This window comes from Hyphomonas atlantica corrig. (assembly GCF_017795365.1).
Lineage (GTDB): Bacteria > Pseudomonadota > Alphaproteobacteria > Caulobacterales > Hyphomonadaceae > Hyphomonas > Hyphomonas atlantica.
Map to the genome: position 1 here is coordinate 1,980,282 of NZ_CP051254.1, position 25,169 is coordinate 2,005,450.

General features: G+C 56.3%; 20 protein-coding genes. 18 read left to right on the plus strand and 2 right to left on the minus strand.

Annotation, left to right across the window (positions count from 1 at the left end; genetic code table 11):
- Positions 1-35 precede the first annotated feature (35 nt).
- The 14 genes from HF931_RS09780 to HF931_RS09845 all read left to right on the plus strand — a co-directional run bounded on the left by HF931_RS09780 (position 36) and on the right by HF931_RS09845 (position 16,503).
- Positions 36-2,360 carry an acetamidase/formamidase family protein gene (locus HF931_RS09780; RefSeq protein ID WP_035554665.1) on the plus strand — a complete coding sequence of 775 codons (2,325 nt, stop codon included), beginning with the start codon at positions 36-38 and terminating at the stop codon, positions 2,358-2,360.
- Between the two features lie 122 nt (positions 2,361-2,482).
- Positions 2,483-3,688 carry an aromatic ring-hydroxylating oxygenase subunit alpha gene (locus HF931_RS09785; protein WP_035554667.1) on the plus strand — a complete coding sequence of 402 codons (1,206 nt, stop codon included), beginning with the start codon at positions 2,483-2,485 and terminating at the stop codon, positions 3,686-3,688.
- Between the two features lie 14 nt (positions 3,689-3,702).
- Entirely contained in the window at positions 3,703-4,740 is a 1,038-nt protein-coding gene (locus HF931_RS09790; protein WP_273239904.1) for a helix-turn-helix domain-containing protein, read from the plus strand.
- Positions 4,741-4,791: 51 nt separating this feature from the next.
- Complete coding sequence (locus HF931_RS09795; protein ID WP_035554669.1) at positions 4,792-5,283, plus strand: VOC family protein; 492 nt, start codon at positions 4,792-4,794, stop codon at positions 5,281-5,283.
- Positions 5,280-6,569: an MFS transporter gene (locus tag HF931_RS09800; RefSeq protein ID WP_051602865.1), complete on the plus strand. Its 1,290-nt coding sequence runs from the start codon at positions 5,280-5,282 to the stop codon at positions 6,567-6,569. Before HF931_RS09795 ends, HF931_RS09800 begins: the two co-directional genes overlap by 4 nt.
- Positions 6,569-7,501, plus strand: coding sequence for a ribokinase (locus HF931_RS09805; protein WP_273239907.1), 933 nt, complete (start codon positions 6,569-6,571; stop codon positions 7,499-7,501). Before HF931_RS09800 ends, HF931_RS09805 begins: the two co-directional genes overlap by 1 nt.
- On the plus strand, positions 7,498-8,331 hold the full coding sequence (locus HF931_RS09810; protein ID WP_035554673.1) for an oxidoreductase: 834 nt from the start codon (positions 7,498-7,500) through the stop codon (positions 8,329-8,331). The genes HF931_RS09805 and HF931_RS09810 overlap by 4 nt, the downstream gene beginning before the upstream one ends.
- Before the next feature lie 120 nt (positions 8,332-8,451).
- Entirely contained in the window at positions 8,452-9,531 is a 1,080-nt protein-coding gene (locus HF931_RS09815; RefSeq protein WP_199285774.1) for a TauD/TfdA family dioxygenase, read from the plus strand.
- 24 nt (positions 9,532-9,555) lie between these two features.
- The gene (locus tag HF931_RS09820; protein ID WP_035554675.1) at positions 9,556-9,876 is read left to right on the plus strand and encodes a 2Fe-2S iron-sulfur cluster-binding protein; all 321 of its coding nucleotides are present in this window, start codon (positions 9,556-9,558) and stop codon (positions 9,874-9,876) included.
- Positions 9,877-9,982: 106 nt separating this feature from the next.
- Complete coding sequence (locus HF931_RS09825; RefSeq protein ID WP_035554677.1) at positions 9,983-11,101, plus strand: LLM class flavin-dependent oxidoreductase; 1,119 nt, start codon at positions 9,983-9,985, stop codon at positions 11,099-11,101.
- Positions 11,102-11,764, plus strand: a complete 663-nt coding sequence (locus HF931_RS09830; protein ID WP_206741216.1) for a cysteine hydrolase family protein — start codon at positions 11,102-11,104, stop codon at positions 11,762-11,764.
- A gap of 129 nt (positions 11,765-11,893) precedes the next feature.
- Positions 11,894-13,144, plus strand: coding sequence for an MFS transporter (locus HF931_RS09835; RefSeq protein WP_035554679.1), 1,251 nt, complete (start codon positions 11,894-11,896; stop codon positions 13,142-13,144).
- Positions 13,145-13,356: 212 nt separating this feature from the next.
- Complete coding sequence (locus tag HF931_RS09840; RefSeq protein WP_155841981.1) at positions 13,357-15,630, plus strand: TonB-dependent receptor; 2,274 nt, start codon at positions 13,357-13,359, stop codon at positions 15,628-15,630.
- A gap of 36 nt (positions 15,631-15,666) precedes the next feature.
- Positions 15,667-16,503 carry a TauD/TfdA dioxygenase family protein gene (locus tag HF931_RS09845; protein WP_035554683.1) on the plus strand — a complete coding sequence of 279 codons (837 nt, stop codon included), beginning with the start codon at positions 15,667-15,669 and terminating at the stop codon, positions 16,501-16,503.
- A gap of 19 nt (positions 16,504-16,522) precedes the next feature.
- On the opposite strand, the gene HF931_RS09850 is transcribed toward HF931_RS09845, so the two are convergent.
- Positions 16,523-17,962 (minus strand): helix-turn-helix domain-containing protein, encoded by a 1,440-nt coding sequence (locus HF931_RS09850; protein ID WP_035554685.1) that lies wholly within the window; start codon positions 17,960-17,962, stop codon positions 16,523-16,525.
- Positions 17,963-18,115: 153 nt separating this feature from the next.
- Here HF931_RS09850 and aceB point away from each other — a divergent pair, with 153 nt between their 5' ends.
- Together aceB and HF931_RS09860 are read left to right on the plus strand one after the other, a co-directional pair.
- Positions 18,116-19,753 (plus strand): malate synthase A, encoded by a 1,638-nt coding sequence (aceB, locus tag HF931_RS09855; RefSeq protein ID WP_051602866.1) that lies wholly within the window; start codon positions 18,116-18,118, stop codon positions 19,751-19,753.
- A 40-nt stretch (positions 19,754-19,793) separates the two neighbouring features.
- Positions 19,794-21,416, plus strand: coding sequence for an isocitrate lyase (locus HF931_RS09860; protein ID WP_035554686.1), 1,623 nt, complete (start codon positions 19,794-19,796; stop codon positions 21,414-21,416).
- Between the two features lie 95 nt (positions 21,417-21,511).
- On the opposite strand, the gene HF931_RS09865 is transcribed toward HF931_RS09860, so the two are convergent.
- Positions 21,512-23,926, minus strand: coding sequence for a glycoside hydrolase family 2 protein (locus tag HF931_RS09865; RefSeq protein ID WP_273239913.1), 2,415 nt, complete (start codon positions 23,924-23,926; stop codon positions 21,512-21,514).
- Between the two features lie 212 nt (positions 23,927-24,138).
- Between HF931_RS09865 and HF931_RS09870 the strand changes: the two genes are divergently transcribed.
- Both HF931_RS09870 and HF931_RS09875 read left to right on the plus strand, forming a co-directional pair.
- Positions 24,139-24,804 (plus strand): TetR/AcrR family transcriptional regulator, encoded by a 666-nt coding sequence (locus HF931_RS09870; protein ID WP_273239915.1) that lies wholly within the window; start codon positions 24,139-24,141, stop codon positions 24,802-24,804.
- A 17-nt stretch (positions 24,805-24,821) separates the two neighbouring features.
- Positions 24,822-25,148 (plus strand): hypothetical protein, encoded by a 327-nt coding sequence (locus tag HF931_RS09875; protein WP_273239917.1) that lies wholly within the window; start codon positions 24,822-24,824, stop codon positions 25,146-25,148.
- Positions 25,149-25,169: the final 21 nt, after the last annotated feature.

Here is a 25,169-nt window from a genome sequence, read left to right on the forward strand (position 1 = left end):
GAGGACTGAGAGCGAGAGCGGAACGGAGCCAGTCGGTGCAGTTTACAACCAATGCGTATCCGAAGGAGCAGCGGAAGGACGCTTGGCACTTCGCGTTACAGCGATTTTCCATGGAGCTTCTGGAGCATGAGGGAGAGCTGTATGGCGAATTGGTCAGCTATCGAAGTGCTCAGGATTTCACATTTGTCCGCATCACGTCCACGGAACACGTCATCCGCCTGGACCTGTCGCAGGGCCCCTCCCAGTTCTGGTTGATCATGCTGCTGGAAGGTGACCTCGTCGCCAAAACGGAAACCAACTCCATCGATGTCTCCGAGGGCGATATCGTTTATGGAATTGGCGATCTGGATGTCACGCTCGATTTCAAGCGCGACAATCGCTTCTTGATGGTTCAGGTGCCGGTCACGCATCCGGCACTGCGTCTGCGTTCAAAGCCGCAAGCTGACATCTCCAATCTTGTCTCTGAAACAGGCGTTGGGCGCATGTTGTCAGGATTGTTGCGATCTGTCGCCGACACGATCATGGATGTCGACGATGACCAGATGCGTCCCATTGAGGTGGCGCTGCCTGAATTCATTTCCACGGCGCTTATGAGCGAAGCTTCTACCAAGGAGTTGGGCGGCGCGGCCGGCGTCCGGGCGGCGTTGCTGGAGCGAATTTTCCAGACCATCGAGATGCGTTTGAGTGATCCTGACCTGAACCTTCATCAGGTCGCCAAGGAACACAATATCTCACCGCGCTACCTTCAGAAATTGTTCGAATCTGTTGGCGATAGTTTCGGTCATTTTGTGAAACTCAGGCGGCTGGAGCGGTGCCGGCTGGACCTTCGTAGCCCGTTACATGCACAGCGTTCCATCTCGGACATCTTGTTCCAGTGGGGCTTCAACGATAGCGCGTCTTTCAGCCGAGCGTTTCGAGAACAGTACGGGATGAGCCCGCGGGAGTATCGCAGAGCGCCGCAAGAGGAAGAAGCGCAAGCCGAAGCCCCGCAACGGGGACGGCCGCCGACAGCGAAAGATCAGGCGATCGAATCCCAGGCTGACGAGATGCTGGATGACATCGAACAGGAAACTTCTGACGTATCGGATCTGCCGCACGTTCCGGTCCAGCATGGAGCCCGGCATCACTATTTGCCAGTTACGCCTGAAACCATTCACTGGGGGCATTTCAGCAGTTCGCTGAAGCCAGTCCTGACCGTGGAATCCGGGGATTATGTGACGGTTGAAACCCTGACGCATCATGCGAATGACGACCATGAGCGTATGGTCATGGGAGACCCGGCGATTGAGGATATCTATCGCTGGACTCCGGAGGGTAAAACCATCAACCGACGAGGGGCGGGCGCCCTGGATTCGTCTTCCTCAACAGGGCGCGGCGCGGGTGAGGGCTTTGGTGTTCATATCTGCACTGGCCCGATTGAGATCGCGGGGGCAGAGCCGAATGACATTGTCGAGATCCGTATTCTGGAACTGAAGCCGCGGACCAGCGGGAACCCGAAATATGCGGGGCAGTCATTCGGCAGCAATGCTGCAGCGTATTGGGGATTTCAGTATAATGATCTTCTGACGGAACCGAAACAACGCGAAGTCATTACCATTTATGAAGTCGAGAGCGAGATGGGGCGGTCCTGTGCACGTGCCGTCTACAATTATCGCTGGACCCCTCAGACAGATCCGTTTGGTATTGTGCATGAATTGTACGATTATCCCGGCTTGCCTGTGGACACGAGCACGATCAAGAAAAACTATGATGTCCTTCGCAACATCGAGATTCCGGTGCGTCCGCATTTTGGGGTGATTGGTGTTGCTCCGCCGCAATCCAAACTGGTCGACTCCATTCCGCCAGGCAATTTCGGAGGTAATCTCGACAATTGGCGTATTGCGCCGGGGTCCAGCCTGTTTCTGCCTGTCGGTGTGGCGGGTGCGCTGTTGTCCCTCGGTGATCCGCATGCGTCGCAAGGAGACTCGGAGCTGTGTGGGACGGCAATCGAGTGTTCAATGACAGCGCTTATCCAGCCTATTCTGCATCGGGCGAGCGACAAGAGAGGGCATATCCGGGATCTCGATTATCCTCTTCTGGAAACCCAGGACGAATGGGTGATCTTCGGCTTTAGCCATCCGAACTATCTCAAAGAGCTCGGGGCATCTGCACAGAGTGACATCTATAAGAAGTCTTCAATTGATCTGGCCATGCGGGATGCGTTCCGCAAAGCGCGTCGTTTCCTGATGACCGCACGCGACCTTGATGAGGATGAGGCGATCTCGCTGCTCTCTGTCGGCGTGGATTTCGGGATTACTCAGGTCGTCAATGGGAACTGGGGAGTCCATGCCATTATCCGCAAGGAATTGTTCACGGCGTAAGGGCGCGTTTCCCGGTGATACGGCGAAAATCGCGAGCCCAACAAGTTCTTGTGCGCGCAGAGACAAGAATGGACGGGCCGCCAATGACAGGGTGATGCTGACAAGAAGAGGACATTCAGGGCATGCCGATCACCATCACCGAAGAGTTCATCCAGTCTCTGGCATCTTCAAAAGGAGATGTTCTCGAAGCTGAAACGCTTCCGCCAGAATGCTATACGGACGCCAATTTCTACGAGTTTGAGAAGGAAGCCCTCTTTACGCATGACTGGTTGTGTGTCGGCCGGGAAGAATGGGTGAAAGAGCCGGGCGACTATTTCACCACCTCCACCGTAAACGAACCAATTGTCGTGGCCAGAAATCGCAAAGGCGAATTGAAGGCAATGTCGTCTGTTTGCCAGCACCGCGCGATGCTGGTTGCCGAAGGCAGCGGAAATGCGCGTGGATTTGTTTGCCCCTATCATCATTGGAGCTACTCGCTGGATGGTGATCTGGTCGGCGCGCCGGCGATGAACAAGACTTGCGAATTCGACCGCAAGGCAAATGGGCTTCCGAATTTCAAGGTTGAGGTGTGGGAAGGGTTCATCTTCATCAATTTCGATCAGAATGCTGCGCCACTGGCGCCCCGTCTGACGCATGTTCAGGAAGCGATCAGTGGTTACGACCTGGCCAATGCGGAAGGGCCCCGACCTGACCCGGCGCCACGCCTCATGTGGAACTGGAAAGTCATGTTCGAGAACAACAATGATGGCTATCACGCCAGCCGCCTGCACCACGGCCCGTTGCATGATTTTGTGCCGTCAGAACAGGCAAGTTTCCCCGATGCGCCGAAAGGGGCCGCAGGCTATCTGCGGTTCAACGGTACGCTTCATCCTGACGCGAGCTTTAATCCCACGCAGAAGGCAGTACTGCCGGTTTTTCCGGGACTGTCCGATGAAGCCCGCAACCGGATGACGTTTGCAAATATCCCGCCCAGCCTGTCACTGGTCATGACCAGCGACATGGTCATCTATCTGATCATCCGGCCTGACAGTCCTGAAACGCATTACATGGACACGGGCGTACTTGTGGCGCCCGGCGCGATGGCGGATGAGGCGTATGAGCACAAGATGGAGATGATCATGAATTCGACATCTCATATCATCGCTCAGGATTGGCATGTGGACGAGATGGTTCAACTGGGCCTGCGCTCCCGCTTTGCAAAACGTGGGCGGTATTCCTGGCAAGAAGGCGCGCAAGCGCAATTCAATGAATGGCTTGTCGACCGCTATCTGGCGGAATGGGATAGGCGCGATCCGTCTGCTGTCGGGGCTGCGGTTGCTGCCGAATAGGGCGGAGCAGGCACGTGCACCCTTCAGAACACCCCACGACCTGGCGGTTCCAGACACGATCAGTGCCTGCCACGCAGAGGAATGCGGCCTGGGCCAACGCCATGCGGCGGTTGCGACTGCCTTTCGTGTCAGATCCGGAAGGGCAACCGATTGACGGGCGGATGACCATTCAGTCTTCGGCGCTGGGCTTGCAATTCGCACGCATCGAGTCTGGACGCCAGGTCATTGATGGGCGTGAGTTGGAGCAGGGCGCGGGCATATGGTTGCTTGTCCTGCTGAAAGGGAATGCGCGCTTCAGTTCTGACGGCGTGGCTGTAGACGTGACGCAGAATATGATCGTGTACGGCGCGACGCGACACGACTCCCGTCTGGAAGTGAGTGAAGATAATGCGATCCTGTTTGTGCGCATTCCGGATGTGGCGTTGGGTGGCCGACTGATTGCGCCAACCCATTACAAATCCGGCACAATTGACGGCAGCGTTGGTGTTGGACGAATGCTGCTGGGCATGCTTCTCGTCATGGCCGATGAGCTTGGCGACATCTCGACTCAGGACCTGCCCCCGGTTGAGCTTGCCTTGATCGAGTTGCTGACGAGCAAGCTGCTTGAAATTGCAGACACGCGATCGCTTGGTGGCGCGCAGGGCGCAAGAGCGGCCCATCTCCACAGAATCCAACAGACATTGGAAACGCTCCTGTGGGATCCTGATCTGACGATTGTGAAGGCGGCAGATGAGGTTGGTGTTTCTCCCCGTTATCTGCAACGCCTGTTCGCTGCGGATGGGCACAATTTCAGCGGATATCTCAAGAAACGTCGATTGGAGCGGTGTCATGCGGACCTGATCAGTCCGCTCCACGCGCAGGAATCTATTTCCGAAGTGGCGTTTCGCTGGGGCTTCAGCAGTTCAGCTCATTTCAGTCGCAGCTTTCGGGAGCAGTTTGGTTTGTCGCCGCGCGAGCATCGGCGGACAGGGCTGGCAAACCGCGCCCAGGATGAGGCTGAGGTCAACAAATTATGGGGCGAGTATCAAGAGTTTGCCCAAGGTCGCGCCTAGCATGACACTATGCATCATTTGATACCGAATAAGTAAGTACAGGGAATTTATATGCCAAATCCAAACACACTCATCTTCGTTGACTTGATGTCGGACGATCCCGTGGCGGCTGGAAAGTTCTATGCCGAAGTCATGGGTTGGGAAGACGACGTCCGGATGGATGGCCAGTACTGCCGCATGGTGCCGGGTGGAAACTTCAAGAATCCGGATGGGTCGGACAGCGAGATCGGCAATTTGCATATCGGGATCGGCAATGTGAAGAACTTGCGCCCCAACCCTGATCCGGCAGGAGTGGATCCCCGGGCGCTATCGACAGAGACCCGCACATCCCGGCTCTGGGTTTTGGTCAGCGAAGATGATTCGGTTGACCGGATCATGGAAGCGGCGGAGGCGCGCGGAGCAAAGACGCTTTGGCGAAATCATTACTGGAAGGAATTCAATGGCTTCAATGATTCCTTTCAAGACCCGTGGGGCAACCAGATCATTCTTTGGCGCAAAGGCGGAGCAGATCCGGTGATCCCAGAGGGGTATACCAGCGAATGACCGACCTGGCGGGCGCAGACGCTATCGGGCAGCAGGCGGTAACTCGCAAGACGGGTGTGGTCGTTGCTGCAACGGTGGGGAATATTGTCAGCACAACGCCCGCCGTCAGTGCGGTCTTCAGCTTGTTCCTTGTGCCGATTTCGACAGAGTTTGGTTGGCCGCGGTCAGTTGTGTCTGGAGTCCTGCTGCTAACGGCTGTCATGTCGGCGATCATATATCCCATCGCCGGTCGATTGTCCGACAAATGGGGCTCACGGCGCATTATCCTTTTCGGATGCGCTGTGTTTGCTCCGGCAATTGCGGGATTGGCGCTGGCGAATGGTTCCGTACTTCAGTTCTACGCCCTGTTTGCGCTTGTCGGCGCGGCGGGGGCCATCCCGTCAACGCCTGCTTATTCCAAGGTGATTTCCGAGTGGTTCGATGAAAAGCGGGGACTGATGCTTGGGGTGGCAGCAGGGTTCGGCAATGGGCTTGGATCGACCTTGATGCCAATTGCGGCGGGGTTGATGCTGGTACAGTTCGGGTGGCGTGGCGCCTATATCGGGATTGGCCTGATTGTCTTCTGTCTTGGGTTCCCTGTTCTTTTCGCCTTGCTGCGGGACGCGCCTGGCCGGCTGGCGGTGATCCAGAAGGGCGAAAGAGGTGCGCGAGTTTCTCCCGCAACGGAGACGCTATCCGGCGTTAGTCTTGGCGAAGCAGCGTCCATGCGGACATTCTGGATTCTCATGGCGGCTGTCGCCCTTGGCGCCGGATGCATGACCGCCATTTTTACCCATGTGGTGCCCATGCTGATGGATCGCGGCATTTCCCTTCAATCCGCGACCTTGGCCATCAGTATCTTCGCCTTGGTAACTGCGGGGTGGCAAGTCATGACGGGATACTTCCTGGACCGTTTTTATACGCCAAAAGTAGCGGTGCCCATGTTTGCTGCGGCGATCCTTGGCCTGCTTTGTTTCCAGTATGGAACGGCCCTGCCGACCATCTACATCGGCGCAGCTTTGATGGGCATTGGGCTTGGGGCAGAGTTTGGCTGTCTGTCCTATTTTGTGTCCCGCTATTTCGGGCTTCGCTCATTCGGAACGATCATTGGGGTCTTCTACTCCGTCGTCATAGTCTTCCAGGGAGGGGCGCCGGTCTTGATGGATATCGGCTTTGACGTCACGGGCAGCTATGTGACGTCGGTATGGGTGCTCGCAGGTCTGCTCTTGCTTGGCACTGTCCTGATCCTGTTGCTTCCGGAGTTCAGCAAGAACTCATCTGCTCACGATCAGGAGGTGATCAGCTGATGGCAGACCTGACCATATTGGGAAGCGTCAATCTGGATGTTGTGCTTCGTGTTGCCAGCTTGCCAAGGCCGGGGGAAACTGTTTCTGCAACAGGCTCTGATCATTATCTCGGTGGGAAGGGAGCCAACCAAGCGGTTGCCGCCGCGCGGTCTGGGGTCAATCTGGAATTCTATGCCTGCCTTGGAGATGATGAGGACGGGGCATGGCTCATTTCAGAGTTGGAGGTACTTTCTGTGCCTTCGGGCGATATCGAAAAGTTGCCATCCATGCGGAGCGGTCGCGCTTATATCTGCGTGGACGCAGCAGGCGAAAATCACATCGTCGTCGATGCCGGCGCAAATGCTCAGCTCAAGGTCGTTCCGCCAAAGCGGGCCGACGCGAAAGTTGTCTTGTCCCAATTGGAGACGCCGATCGAAACGACACTTGCGTATTGTGCGTCGCTTGCAGGTTCCAATACGACAGCTGTGTTGAATGCGGCGCCAGCAATATTGCGGGCGCGCGATGACTTGTTCCACGTGATGAACATCATCGTGATGAACGAGTCTGAACTCGCATTCTATGCAGAAATTGAGAGCCTTCCGGAAGATATTGAAGATATCACCCGAATTGCGAGGACGCTGCTCTCGCGTGCGGATCAGGTTATCATCGTGACTTGTGGTGCCGCGGGTGCGCTGGCAATCAGTCGCAATCACCTGCACGTAACACCCGCGCGACGCACGAAAGCGCGAGACACAACCGGTTCAGGCGACTGTTTCTGTGGAACCTTGTGCGCGCGACTTGCCATGGGCGACCAACTTGATGCAGCGATGCAATACGCATCCATAGCGGCATCCTTGTCCGTTGAGAAAGATGGCGCCGCCGCATCCATGCCCTCGCGGGAAGATGTTGAGCTGATCATCTTCGAGATGGAGTCGGAGGAGGTTCCCGGATGAAGACCTGGTTGATTACCGGCGTCAGCAAGGGGCTGGGAAAGCAGATCGCTTTACAAATGCTGGAGCAAGGCGACCGTGTGATCGGCACGGTGCGTTCTGAACAGGATCACAAGGAATTTTCCAGTCAGGCGGGCGGGCGCGCCATTGCGCTGCTGCTTGATGTGACTGACTTCGATGAAGTCTCTGAGAAAGTAGCTGAAGCTGAAAGAGAACACGGTCCGATTGATGTGCTTGTGAACAATGCCGGATACGGATTGACTGGAGCCATTGAGGAAACCTCTATTCAGGAAATCAGATCGCTTTTCGACGTAAACGTTCTTGGCGCCATCGCCATGATCCAGGCCGTGCTTCCAGGAATGCGCCGGCGACGCGCGGGGCACATTGTGAATGTTTCCTCCGCCAGCGGGCTTGCGCCGTGGGCAGGAACCGGAATTTACGGCGCAAGCAAGTATGCGCTCGAATGTATTGGTCAGACATTGGCGGACGAGGTTTCGCCACTTGGCATTCATGTGACGAATGTGGCGCCGGGGGGAATGCGCACGGATTTCGCCGGCGGCTCCTTGCGCGCAGTCGAGCCGACTATTCCGGACTACGAAACGACGGCCCATATGGCCCATCAAGTGCTTTCGGAAGGCAAGGGCCGGGAACCAAGCGCCCCTGGCAAGATCGCATCGGCGATTGCGCACCTGGTGGAGATGGATGTGCCGCCGCGGCTGCTGCTATTGGGCGCGGATGCGTACAAATACGCGACCGACCATCTCAGAAGCCAGCTTGATGCTATGGATGCGTTCAAAGAGCTCACGCATTCTGTGTCAGTGGAGGCAGTGTGATGCCTTTTTCAGCAATTCAGCACGCCACAAGAATTCATGTCGCTCGGTGCAAGACCGATGCATCCGGCGTTGATATTCTCAATTCCGAATTTGCTGAATTTCCTGAGCCTGGAGGCCATGATGACGACTGAAACTGTGTGCAAACCTGTGACGACCGCGGCGGCCTGGCGTGGCGATGAGATCAAGGCGGGCGAGGAATGGATCTACCATCTTTCACCTGAGCAGGTAGAGGAATTGGAGGACCTCGGAGCCCGGTTTGTTGAGGTGGATCCAGACCTTCGATTCGTGCAGGCATCTGAGTACCCGCTGACCGCCTGCGCGAATGCGGTGGAAGCCTGGGGCCGGGATGTCGACACGGGGCGCGGCTTCGTGCTGGTGCGAGGATTGCGTACCCATTTGTATTCGGATGCCCTGTCCTCGGCGATCTATTACATTCTCGGCCTGCACATGGGCGATCCGATCCGTCAAAATGAGATGGGAGATTTGATTGACCATATCTACGCGACATCCGACAAGACGATGGATGACCCGACGGCGCTCTCATCAAAGGTGCGTGACAAGCTCGTCTATCATTCCGACAGTTCTGACATTGTCGCATTGATGTGCCTGAGGCCAGCCAAGGAAGGGGGCGCATCCTGTCTGGTGTCAGGAGCCGAGATCTATAATGAAATTCTGCGCCGCCGGCCCGACCTTGCGCCATTGTTGCTGGAGCCGTTTCACTGGGATTGGCGGCGGCAAGATCACAATGCCCCGGCCAACACGTACACATCGCCGGTGATCAGTATCGAAGAAGGCGTGTTCAGCATGTATGCGGGCTCGCTCTATATTCTGACGGCGCAGGAATATCCGGGGGTGCCGAAGCTGACGGACGCACAAAAGGAAGTGCTCGCGCTGTTTGACGAAATTACCTATGAGCCAGGCATGGCGATCGATATGGATTTCCGCCCCGGTGATATTCAGTGGCTATCCAACTACGCCGCACTTCATTCTCGTACGGAGTTCTTTGATCATCCTGAACCGCAACGCAAACGCCATCTTCTGCGCTTGTGGCTCAGCCGGGATGCAGGGCGACCGGTTGTGGAGGGTTTTGGCAAGAATGGTGTCGTGCAGGTCAGGGAAAAGCCTCGGGAAGGTGTCGATGATGAAGTGATCGGCAAATTCCATGTCGCGGACGCTGCCGTGCCCAGAATGATTTCCTGATCAAGCCACAGAAGAAGACGCTGAATGCCCGAACTGAAAGTGATCAAGCGCTCCGGAGAAGAGGTCGTCATAGAGGCAACCGCTGGCCATAGCGTAATGGAGGCCATATCTGCTTCTGGCGCCGAAGATATCGCTGCGATTTGCGGGGGTGCCTGCGCGTGCGCAACCTGTCATGTCTTCGTGGGGGATGAGTTCCTGGATCGTACGGGGGCGGCATCCGAACCGGAAAAAGAGTTGCTCGATTTCTCCGACAATGCACGGCCCCAATCCCGGCTATCATGCCAGATCATCATGACGGAAGAGCTGTCGGGTTTGTGCGTGGAAGTTGCGCCTGAGGAAATGTGAGCGCCTGTGGAAGATGGTCGCCGATCAATAGTTGAGGCGCGAGAAATCAAGAACCGGATGGCTTGTCTTGGTGATAGTACGGTATCGAAATGAGGGAATTGAAGACATGTCAGAGCCAGTTTCTCCAACCAAGTTTGACTTGCCATCCGATACCGGAGGCAAGGATCTGGGCATCTTCATGCCGATCGCCAATGGGGGGTGGATCCTGTCGAGAAACAAGCCGGAGCTCGATGGGTCATATGCCTACAACCGCAAAGTCGCGGTTTTGGCAGAAGAGCTGGGATACGACTTCATCATGTCCATGGCAAAGTATCGCGGATATGGCGGCGAAACCAAACAGTGGGATGCGACACTCGACGCGACGGTCACGATGGCAGCGCTGGCAGAAGTCACCAAAACCGTGAAGGTCTGGACCACTGTCCACACGATCCTGCAAAATCCGGGAACGGTCGCGAAAATGATTGCTACGCTGGATCAGGTATCGAACGGACGGGCAGGGCTCAATGTGGTCACGGGTTCCTACAAGGGCGAGTTCTCCCAAATGGGTATGTGGCCGGACGATGTTGACCACGACGCCCGATACGACCTTGCCGACGAGTGGATCAAGGCCATCAAGGGCTTGTGGACCGAGCCTTCTGTCACGATGGATGGCAAGTATTTCCAACTGGATGACTGTGTTTCGAACCCCAAGCCTTCAAAAAAGCCATTCCTTGTTTGTGCGGGTACGTCTGAAAAGGGAATGCGATTCAGCGCGAACGAAATGGACGCGATCTTCTTGTCTGGCGACGTTCCTGAAGTGCTGGCCGCTGCCAGTAACAAGGTGAAAGGCATCGCCGCCGAAATGGGGCGGTACATCCGCACGTACGCGATGATGACCGTTGTCCTCGGCGACACAGATGAAGAGGCTCAAGCGACGGCGCAGCACTATCGGGATGGTCTCGATGAAGAGGCCCTGCGCGGTATGATGCGCGCCTACGGGTTCCTGGATGCCGAAATCGGCAAGGAGAATGCGTTCGTGAAAAAGGCCAGATCATCGTTCATGTCGCCGCACGTTGCAGGATCGCCTGATACAGTTGTGGAGCGTCTGTCACAGCAATTGGAAGTGTCGGGTCTGGATGGCCTCATGCTGATCTTCCCCGACTATATTGAGGGAATGCCGAAATTTGCGGAAGAAGTGCTTCCAAAGTTGCGCGCAAAGTTTCCGTCTCTCGCCGGGGCGGCATAGATGACAGCTTTGCCGTCTGTATCTGACTTGCCGCATGTCGGGTCCGAGTTGCTCAGCGAGATACTTGATCCTGCACGTACCGCTTTGGTCCTGGTCGATGTTCAGGTGGATTTCGTTTCGCCAGATGGCGTGATCGGGCAGGCGGGCGTTGACCTTCGCCCAGCGCACATCGCAATGGCCCAGATGGCTCGTCTTCGTGAGGCGCTCAAGCAAAAGAGCGGAACCATCTGTTTCCTGAAGGTCGTGACCCGGGATGAAACAGACACGGACGCCTTGAAGAACCTCTATGCTTGGCGCGGCAAGCCGGGCCAGCACGCGATATGCCGTGCGGATGAGGCGGGGTCAGACTATTATCAGCTTGTCCCGGAGGATGGTGATCTCGATATAGCGAAGGTTCTGTTCGATGGGTTTCATGGCACGGAACTCGACGCGGAATTGAAGGCGCGCGGCATTGATACTGTGTTGATGGCGGGCGTGACGACGGATTGCTGTGTCGACCAGACCGCTCGGTCTGCCTTTCATCACAATTTCAACGTCGTCGTCGTTTCTGATGCGTGCGCGGCTTATGAAGAGATACTTCATGTCGGTGCGCTCATGGCATTGGAGAAGAATTGCGCTTTGCTGGCTGACACGCAAACAGTCCTGGACACCCTGGAAGGGTAACACGAAATCGGAGCACGACCGCTCCGACTGGGCGCAAATACAAACTCGGAGTGCGCACAGCGACAATATTGATCGCCCCCGATGTGAGACCTTTGATGCTTGGTCCCTCACATTGACAGGATGGCGAGCATGTTTCGAAAGTGGTTGGTCTTTGCCATTCTGGTCGGCGGCTTCTTCGTGCTCAATGCCAGCACATTTGCATCACTCGGCGTCGTCCTGTTTGTTATGGCGGACGATCTGGGGTGGAGCTACACGTCCGCCGGATTGGGTTTCACCGTGCTTGGGCTCGCCGTCGGGCTGACAGGGTTTCTGCCGGCCTTTCTGCTTCCGCGTATTGGTGCACGACAGACATTTGCACTCGGCTTCGTCCTGGTCGGTGCCGGGTTTGGTCTGGCGAGCGCGAGCGAAGCGCTGATGACCTTTTTTGCGGCCATGTGCTTTGTCGGAGCGGGATTCTCCCTTGCCGGAAATGTCACGGCGGTGTGGTTGATCGGAGAATGGTTCCCGATCCGAACGGCCCGGATGATCGGCCTGTATCTCATGCTTGGCGGCATTGGCGATATCGTGGGCCCAGGCTTGAGTTACTACGTGGTCGAGTGGACGAGTTGGCGTGCAAACTGGACCATTCTGGCCGGGGTTTGTGGCATGCTGGTAATCCTTGGCGCGCTGGCCATTCCAAAGGACAAGACGTCGTATCGGGAACGGGAGACCAATGAGGGCGCGCTGGAGGGCTCGGCGGCAAGAAGTTCCGAGAACTGGAAAACGGCAGTGTTTCGTCCGCTCTTTCTGGTCATTGCGGCGGCGGTAACCTTCAATCTCGCATGCGTCACGACCGTCCACTCAATGGCTGTCAGTCATTTGAAGTTGATTGGGCTATCGCCTTCCGTTGGGGCACTTGGCCTCAGCTTCATGGCGTTTGTATCCTTGGCATTCAAAGGCCTGGCTGGACCGCTCTGTGAGCGGTTTTCGTCGAAACACTTGCTGGCCGTGAGTATGGCCTTGCAAGCTGTAGGGATTGTGCTGTTTGCGATCGCCATGAGCCCGGCCATCGTTGTGGTGTCTTCCTTGCTGTTTGGCGCGGGGTGGGGGATCACCGTTGTCGCGACGATGGTCGTGCTCATTGAGCGTTTCGGCAGGGTACTGGGTGCCCAATTGCTGGGCGTGTCGCACCAGATTTCCTCGGTTGCCGCCTTTGGTCCCTTGGCAGCTGGACTGGCCGCTGACAAGGTCGGCTCATTCGCGCCAGTTTTCTTCGTGTTCGCAATTGCGCTGGGGCTTTTGGCATTGTTTATCCAGGTTTTGAGGGACCCGGGATTGTCAAAGCTTCAACTCACAGGCACGACACAGGAAACTGGTTCCGCCGATGCTCTCAAAGCGTAAGTCCTTGTGAAGCGTCCGCTGTGGCTGCGAATACAACCTGTTGGTGTGTGTGGAGAGTAAGTTTCGTGTTTCTGGTGGTTCAGCTTTTGCAACTATTTTGGCGCTCCAAATCAAGTCAGGACGAGAACCCCAATCTAGCGTGAGATATCGCAAAGTTTGTGATTTTCTGCAGCTTGAGGGGTAATGTCATGGGTCGGAACAAAAGAAGTTTTATGAAGTGTGGTGCTGCTGTTGCAGCGCTGAGTGTTGCGCTGGTTCACGGTGGTGTTGCATTTGCCGATGATGCGGCGGGTGATGAAGATGACATCCGCAACATGAACCAGATAACAGTGTACGGAGAGAAGCGGGAAACCACTCTTCAGGATGCGCCAATCGCGCTGAGCGCTATCACCGGGGATATCCTGGAGCAGGCGGGCATCACGGATCCGAGCCAGCTGAATGGGTATGTTCCCGGCCTCATGATCACGAAAAGTGGCGGGTCTGAGCGCATCGTCACCATTCGCGGTGTAGGCCAGCAGACTCCAGAGAACTTCGCGACAATTCCGGGTGTGTCGTTTCATGTCGACGGCGCGTTCCTGCCAAATTCCATCGCGCTCAATATGGGGTTCTTTGATGTAGATCGCATCGAAGTCCTTCGCGGCCCGCAGGGCACTGTGTTCGGACAGAGTTCAACCGGTGGGTCGATCAACGTGATCACGAACCAGCCAACGCTTGGAGAGTCGAAGGGCACGTTCAAGGCAACTCTGGGCGACTACAACTACGTTCAGGGATTTGCCTCCTATAATGTGCCGATTGGTGAAACAGCGGCGATCCGCGGGTCAATCCAGCAAACGTCTCATGATGGCTATGCGACGGCCACCAGTATTGATGGCGGTTATGAGCTGGATGACGCAGACAATGAGCATTATCGCCTCGCCGCCTTGTGGGAGCCAACGGACAAGCTGTCCACAACGCTTTCCTATACGCTATACAATGACAAGCATAATGGCGGAGCACTGAAGAATATTGAGGACCCCAATCCTGATATTCGCGAAGTCACGCAGGACTTTCCCGCAAAGTTCAAGCTGAGGTCGGAACTTGCCACGCTCAACGTATCGTACGAGCTTCCTTTCGCGACGCTGAAGTCTGTGACGAGTTATCAGGACATGTCGCATGACCAGTCGTTTGACGCCGATCGCCTCGATCTGGCGACCTATGGCGGCTACGATCATGTTGCGACGTGGGCTACAGAAGCCGAAACCTTCATGGAAGAACTGACAATCAGCTCACTTCCGGAATCCGGAATCGACTGGATTGCAGGCGTATTCTATTCGAACACGGACTCGGCTCAATATGTGGTCGAATACCGGGAGCTTGGCGTCACCTCCATTCCCGGCCTCCCAGTTCTGCCTCGTGACACCACTCCGGCGGAAATTCCTTCAAACCTTGCCTATGAAAACATTTCGACCGTCAATCGTGAGTCGATTGCTCCGTTCTTTCAGGCGACAATCCCGCTGATGGAAAACCTGAGCGCAACAGTCGGCGCGCGTTACAATGACGACAAGTATGACGGCGAGGGTGCTTCGTACTATTCAACGCCGACCGCCAGTTCGTTCGCAACACAGACTTGGACCGGGAAAGTCGGGCTTGATTACGATATATCCGAAGACTCGATGGTGTATGCGAGCTGGTCACGCGGTTACAAGCCGGGCGGACTGAATGGCGGAACGTCAGGCGCACTTGTTGTCTCCTCGACATATGATGAAGAGACTGTGGAGGCGATCGAGTTCGGCTCCAAGAACACATTTCTTGATGGCCGCGCAACGCTCAACGCCTCGGTCTTCTTCAATCAGTATGAAAACATGCAGTTCATCGAAGAGGATCCGATCCCCTATGCCGGGGGCATTGGCAACATTCCTGAAGCTGAAACATATGGTATCGAACTGGAGGGCAGCTATCTGACCTTCAACGACCAGCTCATGCTTGGCGGCAATATGGCCATGCTGGACGGGGAGGTCACTGCTGACTATGTGGCGCTGGATCGCCGCCTTGCTGACCTCGCCGGAGATGAAGCGGTGAATTCAGGCGCTACATATCCTTGGTCTTATGACTGGTTTCTCGCGCGTCAGTCTGCAGGCGTGCAGGTCGAGGGCAACACCCCGCCAAATCTCGCTGACCTGACATACAATCTGTATGCGGCCTGGTTCCAGCCAGTTGGTGATCATGGTGAGCTGACGTCTCGCATCGAGAATGTATATGTTGGAGAGTATGAGGCGCGCATTTTCAACACGGCTGGCGCGGATGATGTGCCATCATACAGCCTCTGGAATGCGTACTTCCAGTATCAGCCGAATGAAGCGCCGTGGTTCGTGTCGGCTTCGATCACGAATATTGGAGATGAAGAGGGTATCTCGGGCCGGTTCGTGGATCCTTACTCAAGCGGAACTGTGAGCAATGAGTATGTCCCTCCGCGGCAATTGCTCGTCACATTCGGATTTGAGTTCTGATCTGAAGCGAAGCCAAATTATTAGAAGGAAATAGACGTGTCCGAATTTGACGGCGACAAGACGTACCAGCATTTCACCGCAAATCGAGTCACGCCCTACATGGGGGCCGAGTTGGATGGAATTGATCTGACCCGGCCCCTCTCACCCAGCCAGGCAGACGAATTGCGAGATGCGCTGGCCAGGTTCCAGGTTATCTTCTTTCGTGACCAGGAAATCAGTCATGACGCGCACAAGGATCTGGGGCGATTGTTTGGGCCTCTCGCGATCCATTCGGCGGTGGCTGGCATCGATGGACATCCAGAGATTGTGGCCATTCATGCCGATGCGGACTCAAAATATGTTGCCGGAGAGAGCTGGCATTCGGATTTGAGTGCAGATGAAGAACCTCCACTTGGTAGTATCCTTTATCTTCACACCGTTCCGGAAACGGGCGGGGATACGATGTTTTCCAGCATGTACAAAGCCTATGACGCCTTGTCTGAACGGATGAAAACATATCTCGAAGGATTGGAGGCGGTGCATGACGCCAATCCGGTTTATCATGCTCTGTTCAAGGATTATGATAAACGGTATCCGGTTGCGACCCATCCGGTCATTCGCAGGCATCCGGTGACCGGAAAGAAATGTATCTTCGTCAATTCGTCCTACACGACCCATATTGAGGGATTGTCGGATGAGGAGAGCAAGGCGGTTCTAAACTTCCTGTTCGACCACGTGAAGAATCCGAACTTTCAGATACGGTTTCGATGGAAACCGCACTCCATCGCCTTTTGGGACAACCGTGCCGTCCAGCACCTGGCGGTTTGGGACTATTTCCCGGAAGTCAGATCCGGTTTCCGGGTCACGATCGCGGGTGACAAACCCGTTTCCTAGGGAATGCGATTGTGGTCCGCTAGTCGTGCTCGAAGCTGAAGACAGAGATACCGCGCGATCTTGTATCGAAGACAAGTTTCTTGTTTAGCGGAGCGTGGGCCCTGGATGGGCAATTGTTCCGGTCGCACATATAGCAATTCACTCCAATGGGCGTCGCCTGCATGGCGGGCAGATTGAGTGTCTGCGCATATATCAGGCGGGGGGCGTAGGCGATGTCACACCCAAGGCCGATGGCGTACTTGGTTGGCGGCCGGTCAAAGGCGCCTTCCGACCGTGACATCGTGCGGGCGATTGAGAAATAGGTCGTATTGTCCGGCATCTGAATGATTTGGGTGCGAACCTGGTCAGGCGTCGCAAAGCAATCATGGATATTCCAGAGCGGGCAGGCGCCACCGAATTTCGAAAAATGAAACCGCCCCGCGCTGAAACGCTTGGACACATTGCCGGCGCTGTCCATTCGGACGAAGAAGAAGGGGATGCCGCGTGCATCCGGTTTCTGAAGTGTGGTGAGGCGGTGGGCGACTTGTTCAAAGCTTGCGCCGAACCGATGGCTGAGCAGCTCAATGTCATATTTCGTTGTTTCGCATTCACGGAGGAAGCGCGCATACGGCATCAGCAACGCGGCGGCGAAGTAATTTGCCAGGCTGACGCTGGCCAGGTTTCGCGCGCTGCGATCCGGGAATTTGGCTTTCTCGACATGCGCTTCAATAAGGGGGGCATATTCCAGCATGGCGATCTGGACGGCCAGCTGAAAGCGTCGTCCGGATTGGTGGAGCAGTTCTGACAGATCGATCCTGCGATGGTGCCGATCAAAATAGCGTAGCCTGTCTGGCATGACATGAGCCGGGACAATCCGGACCTGGTAATTGTGTTGCTTCTTCAGGCGGTCTGTCAGGGTGGTATGAGGTTCATCCGTGGTCAGAAACAATTCGGCTGAGAGCGCTTCTGCCGCTTCGTCGATTTCGGGGAAGTAGTTCCGGTTTTCGTGGAAATATTCACGAACGGAATCCACGCTCCGATCCGTCTGTTCCAGCACTTCGACCTTTTCCCGGTCTGCCATTGGGTTGGCGTCCGAATAGAGCCGGATATTCATCTCCTGATGGCGCGAATAGAGACGGAGGAACGCCTTCGCGATGTCCGGATTGGCGTTGACGACATCTTCGACGTCATTCTTGCCAATCGGCCCGGCTTCAAAAACGGGGTCGCGAAGCGCTTCCATGAGTTCGGAGGCCAGTCGGGCGTCGCTTGCGCCGCCCACATCGCTCAGATCGAAATCGTAGATTTGTGCGAGGGACACGAGCAGTTTCGCGCTCACGGGGCGCTGATTGCTCTCGATCAGATTGATGTAGCTGGCTGAGACATCGAGGTCTTCGGCCATTTGGGCCTGCGTCAGTCCAAGCGTGCGGCGAAGCCGTCGAAGCTTCGCGCCAATGAGGAGTTTCTCTTTTCGCTGGCTCATCAAATACCCTGAAGATTTACAAACTTTACAATTACCGTTGGGTTTACCTTACATCGTAAACATAAAAACCCAATAGAAACAATTGCATACTCGATATTCGGAAGAAGTGTAAATAGTGTTGTGTCAATTCGAGTTTGATTGATGAGGCACATTATGACTTTTGTCGAAGCGTTGGAGCGGGCCCCCAAAGAGGCTGACCATATTGAAGTCCTGAAGCGGGTAGAGGGCGTAGACCGGGTGCTGACCGAGGGTGCGCTCGACTTTCTGGTTCGCCTTGAGCGCCGTTTCGGTTCCCGGCGTCGTGAGCTTCTCGCTGCGCGCCGCGCACGTCAGGCGCGGTTCGATGCCGGGGAGCTGCCGGATTTCCTGCCTGAAACGAAATCAATCCGCGATGGCGTCTGGGAAGTTGCCCCGATCCCGGCGGTTCTCCAGGATCGCCGCGCGGAAATCACGGGCCCTGTTGATCGCAAGATGATGATCAACGCGCTGAACTCTGGCGCCAAGATGTTCATGGCTGACTTCGAGGATGCGTCGTCACCGACCTTCGGGAACATGATCGACGGTCAGGTGAACATGCAGGATTATGCCAATGGCAGCCTGGATTACACGGACCCGAAGTCTGGCAAATCCTATGCGCTCGGCGAAGAGACCGCTGTGATGATCGTGCGCCCTCGCGGATGGCACATGGAAGAGGCGCACCTCCTCATTGACGGCCAACCCATCTCCGCCAGCCTGTTCGATTTCGGACTGCACATCTTCCACAATGGCGCGAAACTGCACGCCTCGGGCCTTGGGCCTTTCTACTACTTGCCGAAGATGGAGAGCCATCTGGAGGCACGCCTGTGGGATGAGGTCTTTGAGTTCGCGCAGGAAACGCTCGGAATTCCAGTAGGCTCCATCAAGGCGACCGTACTGATCGAAACGCTTCCCGCTGCATTCGAGATGGATGAAATCCTTTACGAACTCCGCCGCCACATCGCTGGCCTCAATTGTGGCCGGTGGGACTATATCTTCTCCTACATCAAGACGCTTCGGAAGAACGCAGCCTACGTGCTGCCAGACCGTGCGCAGGTCGGCATGGACCGCGCATTCCTGAATGCTTATTCCTTGCTGCTGATCAAGACGTGCCACAATCGCCGCGCCCATGCGATGGGCGGCATGGCGGCGCAGATTCCGGTCAAGAATGACGAGGCGGCAAACACGGCGGCCTTTGAAAAGGTGCGCGCCGACAAGCTGCGCGAAGTGAAGGCGGGTCATGATGGCACTTGGGTGGCTCACCCTGCGCTCGTGCCTGTGGCGATGGAAGTCTTCAACGAGCACATGCCGGCCTGCAATCAAGTACGCAGCCAGCGGACTTTCCCGCCGATCCGTCGGGACGACCTTCTGCGTCCGCACACCGGGGACATCACCGAGGCGGGTGTGCGCACCAATATTTCCGTCGGCATTGAATACACCGCCGCCTGGCTGAATGGTCGCGGCGCTGTGCCGATCCACAATCTGATGGAAGATGCCGCAACAGCTGAGATCTCCCGCAGCCAGATCTGGCAGTGGTTGCATCATCAGGCCAGCATCATCGCGCAGAATGGTGAAGCCCGTTCGTTCTCACAGGACTGGTTCATGGAAATTCTCGGCGAGGAGCTCGCCAAGATCCGCGAAGCCATCGGCGCAGATGCCTATGAACAGGGCCGCTACGAACTTGCCGCAAACATCTTCACCGAAACGGCAACCGGCGAAGACCTGCCAGACTTCCTGACAACCCCCGCTTACGAGGCGCTGCGAAAGCTCGCCTAATCCCCACACTGACTTCACCAAATTTCAAGGAGACAAAACTATGTCCAACCGCCCAACTTACTCTGAACTGCGCGCCGAGGCGCTCAAGCGTTATCCCGACGGCGTGACGCGCGCCGGGATCAGCATAGACGATATCGTCCAGCTGAAAATCCAGAACACATACTCCACGCATCTCGACATTGCCCGCGAAATGGCCGGCGTGATGAGAGCTGACATGGCGGCCTATGACGCCGACCACTCAAAGTTCACCCAGTCTCTGGGCTGCTGGTCCGGCTTCCACGCGCAACAGATGATCAAGTCTGTCAAGCGCATGCGCGGCACGGCAAAAGGCACCTATGTGTACCTGTCCGGCTGGATGGTCGCTGGCCTGCGCAACACCTGGGGTCACCTGCCGGATCAGTCCATGCACGAAAAGACGGCTGTCGCAGAGCTTATCGAAGAGATCTATGTTTCCCTTCGTCAGGCCGACGAAGTTGCTCTGAACGATTTGTTCCGCGAACTGGCCGCCGCCCGGGAAGCGGGTGCAAGCCAGGATGTCCTGGATGAGATCATCTACCGGATCGACACGTTCGAGACCCATGTGGTTCCGATCATTGCTGACATCGATGCTGGCTTCGGCAACGAGCATGCGACGTATCTGCTGGCCAAGGAGCTGATCAAGGCTGGCGCGTGCTGCCTCCAGATCGAGAACCAGGTCTCTGACGCGAAGCAGTGTGGCCACCAGGATGGCAAGGTCACAGTTCCCCGCGAAGACTTCATCGAGAAGCTGCGCGCCTGCCGTCTGGCATTTGAGGAGCTTGGGGTAGACGATGGTGTGATCGTCGCGCGTACAGACAGCCTCGGCGCCGGCCTGACCCAGAAGGTTCCGGTATCTCAGGGGCCGGGCGACCTGGCTTCGGAATACATCAAATGGCTTGAAACCGAAGAGATCTCCGACTCCAATCCGCTTCAGGATGGCGAGATGGCGCTGCAGAAAGATGGTAAGCTGGTCAAGCCAGTCCGTCTGCCAAACGGCCTCTATCGCTTCCGCGAAGGAACGGGCACCGAGCGCGTGATCGAGGATTGTATCGCCAACCTTACGCTTGGCGGCGCAGACCTGCTCTGGATCGAAACTGATACGCCGAACGTCGACATCATCGCGGGCATGGTGAACCGTATCAAGGAAGTCGTGCCAGATGCGAAGCTGACCTATAACAACAGCCCAAGCTTCAACTGGACCCTCAATCTGCGCAAGCAGGTCCGGGCAGACTGGATCGCGGCTGGCAAGATCTCCGAGAATGAATATCCGGAGGCAGAACTCATGTCGGCCCGCTTTGACGATACCGATCTCGGCAAGGAAGCTGACGCACGCCTGCAACGTTTCCAATATGACATCAGCGAACGCGCTGGCGTGTTCCACAACCTGATCACGCTGCCAACCTTCCACATGACGGCCTTCGCCATGGACGAATTGTCGAAAGGGTACTTCGGCGAGAACAAGATGGCCGCCTATGTGCAGACCATCCAGCGCCGCGAAATCCGCAATGGTGTGTCTGCCGTGAAGCACCAGCACGAAGTGGGCTCAGACCTTGGCGATACGTTCAAGGAAATGGTTGCCGGCGAACGTGCGCTGAAGGCGGGCGGTGTCCACAACACGATGAACCAGTTCGAGAACGTCGACTGATCATCCTGAACTTTTCAAACGGACCTAAAGCCCAGCCAGTTTGGCTGGGCTTCTTTTTTTATGGGCCGGAGACCGGAACCCTGCCGGGTGAGTTCCTATTCAAAGGGAGGATCTTGTATCTGCACACCGGGATGCTCAAAGCCGATTTTCCGCCGGCTCCAGACTGGAGCGAAAGCCTCCGTCTGTGAGCTGAGTTTGGCATAAACCGTAAAGGCGTCCAGGTCCGGAATGTTCAGCGGCGCGTTCAGCTCTACCCGGCCCAGAGGCGGGATGGTGACGGGAAGGATATCTGAAGACGAGACGTTCCCGGCAGCATCGGTGACGTATAGGCGAACATTTCCGGCGACCGCCTCATAATCATCATTGATGAGGATAAGCGGCACGTCGACGTCTTGCCCGCGCGGATAGGCTTGGTCACGCCATTCCTTCAAATACACAAGCTGAGGCGCGAAGACATCTTTCGCATAGCGTTCCCAGCGAGGTTCGAGTTCAAGATTGGTGACGTCCAGAAAGCTGTCGCATGTCGCGCTGGTTGTGCGAATTTCCCACGCATCCGGCAGCAGGTCCTCATCATTGCATTTCGACAAATACACAAAATGCTGGACACCTGCATAGCCGCGCATGGCCCGCCAATAGGCCGTCAATTCAGATGTGACATAGGCGTAGGCTTCCCGGTACTCGTCCGGTGACAGATCCAGTCCGCCTGTCATCGTGTCGAATGCACTCTGTGCCAAGGGTGTCGGGCGACCGAGCTGCGTGATCCAGAGAAAAGCATACTCATTATTGATGAAGGGGTGTTCTGGCGCGTCCGCATAAGTGGCGAACAGGCCCCAAACGGCCTGTGGAGGCTGGCCGTCCATTGTTGAAAAGTCATCAAGTGTATAGGCACGATCATTGAGGTTCAGCGCCCCGCCGGAATTCAGCTTGTACGGATGTTCTTCGATGGGGTCATTCGGGCCTTCGGGGCGCTGGTAGCCACCATTCTCCCATTGCCGCGTCGGATCAATCGAGCGAACCCGCGCGATCACCTCGGTCGACATTGGATTATTATTTTCGTTGGCCGCATCCCACCAACCAATGGAAGGATGGTTCCAGCTTTCCCGCACCCAACCCCGAAACTCTTTCTCAAGCTCGACAATCGACCAGTCCGCAGACTCCGTTCCGCGCGCGACAGACCAGAAGCTGTACTCATCGGCAATGATCAGGCCGACCTCATCAGCAATGTCATACCAGAAGTTCGGTACCCGGCCATTGTGTGTTCGGATTGAGTTCCAGTGGAAGTCCTTGGGATGACCAGAGAGAAGTTCACGAACCCAGTCCTCATTCCACGGAAGGGTCTTACGTTCCGCATCGCCGAAGAAGCGGTGCAGTGCGACATTCGTCCCGCGCAAATAGTATTTTCGATTGTTCAGATAGAAGCCCTTATCGTCTCCGCTACGCCACTCGGCTTTTCTCATCCCGAAACGTGTGGCGCGATCGTCGGTGGCGACCCATTGGCCATCAGCGTTTGCGGTTTCAACTCTGGTCGACACCAGGTACAGATGGGGCGTCTCCGGGCTCCACAGCTTGGCGTCTTCTATCGTGAAGGTCTGGGTCACGCTCGTATTGCTGCCCGGTGCCAATGTAACCTCGTCAGATATTTGTGGCACGAATTCCTGCGAGACCGGCCAGGAAGCGGCGGACTGGGACACGCGGGCGCTAAGGGCGGTATCGGACGAATTGTGAAGCTCCGTAATGACCGTCACCTGACCTGTGTCGACATCTGTTTCGACCTTCACATTTGCAATGGACGCATCCCCGGTCATGACGAGACTGACACTATCCCAAAGCCCTGGATACCACCGCGCGACCTCATCATCGTCGCCAGCGGGAACAAAGTCGGGCAACTGGCTTCGGTCTGCGCCGAGCCGGACGATGAGTTCATTTTCGCCGCCGTATTTGATGGCCGTGCTGGCGTCGTACTCTGACAGGGTAAACGGCCCGAAATGCTCGCCCAGCTCCTGTCCGTTCAGCCAGACTTTGGCGCCATAGGCCGCCTTGTGCAGGCAGATATGAGCTTGTGCAGACGGAGTGTTCGGCGCGTTGAATCGTGTGCGATACCAGAACACGTCGCGTTGTTTGCTCTTTTTGCCCATCTCGCTGAATGAGGGCGTGGCCTCGGTGATCAATCCGGGGACGGGGGCGCGATGAGCAAAAGCTTCGGGCGCGGTGTCTGAAAGCGGGCCTTCCTCTACGTCCCAGACCCCATCTAACGAGACCGTTCTGCGTACGGCTTCACCAAAGTCCACATGACTGTTCTGGCAGGCGGCCACCGGATAAGAGCCTTGCAGGCTGGCGGTGTAATTCTCGCCCGGTTCAAACGTTCCGGCCCATTCTACAAAGGCGTCATTCTTCATCAGCGCGACGAGAATGCGAACCCGATTGAAATAGGCGACAATGGCGAGAAGAACCACGAGGGCGATCAGGCCAGCGAATATTCTGAGGGGCCATTTCAATCTTTTGAGCAACATGCAGACCTGCCGGAATCTTTGATGAAGAGCGATGGTGCGCCAAAAGTCGTCCAATTGGACTATTTGTCAATTGAAAATTAGTCCGTTTGGACGTATTTTGTGTTCAATCGCCATCGGCCCGCTGCCTGCTCGCGGGGGGCGTGTGCGTTGACCCCGTGCGGCGATCTTCTAGGGTCGGCGCGGTAGCAATAACCTTTTTGAAGAAGACCAAGTTGAGCCAGACCGCCGAGACCCGAAAGCACCGCACTCCGGTTCAGGAGCGGTCCGAAAAGAAGCGGGCCCGTATCCTTCATGAGGCGCGTATCGCTTTCGCGCAGGAAGGGTTCGAGGCGGCGAATGTCCGCGACATTGCTGCGGCAGCTGGCACTCGGCATTCAATGATCCGATACCATTTCGGCACGAAAGAACAGCTCTGGCGAGAGGCGGTTCGGGACATGTTCGAGATGCTCGATCAAGCGCTGGCGCTTGACGACTCTGATGGCGAGCCATCTGGCGGTGTCGAGGGGTACAAGGATTTTCTGCGGCGCTATATTCGCCACTGCGCTGCCCATCCGGAGCATGCCCGGATCATGATCTCCGAAGCCATGCGCGGCGGGGAACGACTCAACTGGATTGTCGAGAACTTCCTTGCCCCGCGGCGCGACCTCGTGGAGCGACAGATGGCGACAGCGGGCAACATTCAGCAAATGCCAAAGATGCACCCGTTGTCATTGGTCTACATCGTCTCGTCGATCTGCCAGATGCCCTATGTCCTGGCCAAGGAGTCGCAGGCATTGTTCGATGTGGACGTGCAGGCACCTGAACTGGTCGACGCTCACATAGAGTCTGTGATCAATCTCTTCTTCCAGTATCGAGAGTCAGACGCATCGGGCCAGTGACGGCCGTGTGTGTTTTGATGTTCGTCAGCGTTGCGCTGTTTTCGCAAGATATGAGCCTCGGCATTTTCTACGTGGCCAGCTGCCTGTTTCTCTTCGCTTGGGGTGGTGGTTTGCCCCTGATGATGGGCGCCGTGGCGGAAGTGGATATCACTGACCGGGTGACATCATTACGACCGGTTCTGGCGTTCGCCGGAATGGGGATCGGCCCTGCGCTTGTCGGCTTCAGCCCGGGTGGGCAAGACTTGTTTCAAAGGGTTTTGCTGACGACCAGTTTCCTGGTTGCTATCGCGCTCGCACTGTTCTGCCTGGCACAGGTGGGGCGGCGCTTCATGCTTCGGCATTAGGGTCCGGATTCCGAATTTGTC

What these genes read in the sequence shown, in the direction of transcription:
- HF931_RS09785 (WP_035554667.1), top strand. Translation starts at nt 2,483, where the DNA reads ATGCCGATCACCATCACCGAAGAGTTCATCCAGTCTCTGGCATCTTCA.
- HF931_RS09795 (WP_035554669.1), top strand. Translation starts at nt 4,792, where the DNA reads ATGCCAAATCCAAACACACTCATCTTCGTTGACTTGATGTCGGACGAT.
- HF931_RS09800 (WP_051602865.1), top strand. Translation starts at nt 5,280, where the DNA reads ATGACCGACCTGGCGGGCGCAGACGCTATCGGGCAGCAGGCGGTAACT.
- HF931_RS09805 (WP_273239907.1), top strand. Translation starts at nt 6,569, where the DNA reads ATGGCAGACCTGACCATATTGGGAAGCGTCAATCTGGATGTTGTGCTT.
- HF931_RS09810 (WP_035554673.1), top strand. Translation starts at nt 7,498, where the DNA reads ATGAAGACCTGGTTGATTACCGGCGTCAGCAAGGGGCTGGGAAAGCAG.
- HF931_RS09815 (WP_199285774.1), top strand. Translation starts at nt 8,452, where the DNA reads ATGACGACTGAAACTGTGTGCAAACCTGTGACGACCGCGGCGGCCTGG.
- HF931_RS09820 (WP_035554675.1), top strand. Translation starts at nt 9,556, where the DNA reads ATGCCCGAACTGAAAGTGATCAAGCGCTCCGGAGAAGAGGTCGTCATA.
- HF931_RS09825 (WP_035554677.1), top strand. Translation starts at nt 9,983, where the DNA reads ATGTCAGAGCCAGTTTCTCCAACCAAGTTTGACTTGCCATCCGATACC.
- HF931_RS09830 (WP_206741216.1), top strand. Translation starts at nt 11,102, where the DNA reads ATGACAGCTTTGCCGTCTGTATCTGACTTGCCGCATGTCGGGTCCGAG.
- HF931_RS09835 (WP_035554679.1), top strand. Translation starts at nt 11,894, where the DNA reads ATGTTTCGAAAGTGGTTGGTCTTTGCCATTCTGGTCGGCGGCTTCTTC.
- HF931_RS09840 (WP_155841981.1), top strand. Translation starts at nt 13,357, where the DNA reads ATGAAGTGTGGTGCTGCTGTTGCAGCGCTGAGTGTTGCGCTGGTTCAC.
- HF931_RS09850 (WP_035554685.1), bottom strand. Translation starts at nt 17,962, where the DNA reads ATGAGCCAGCGAAAAGAGAAACTCCTCATTGGCGCGAAGCTTCGACGG.
- aceB (WP_051602866.1), top strand. Translation starts at nt 18,116, where the DNA reads ATGACTTTTGTCGAAGCGTTGGAGCGGGCCCCCAAAGAGGCTGACCAT.
- HF931_RS09860 (WP_035554686.1), top strand. Translation starts at nt 19,794, where the DNA reads ATGTCCAACCGCCCAACTTACTCTGAACTGCGCGCCGAGGCGCTCAAG.
- HF931_RS09865 (WP_273239913.1), bottom strand. Translation starts at nt 23,926, where the DNA reads ATGTTGCTCAAAAGATTGAAATGGCCCCTCAGAATATTCGCTGGCCTG.
- HF931_RS09875 (WP_273239917.1), top strand. Translation starts at nt 24,822, where the DNA reads ATGTTCGTCAGCGTTGCGCTGTTTTCGCAAGATATGAGCCTCGGCATT.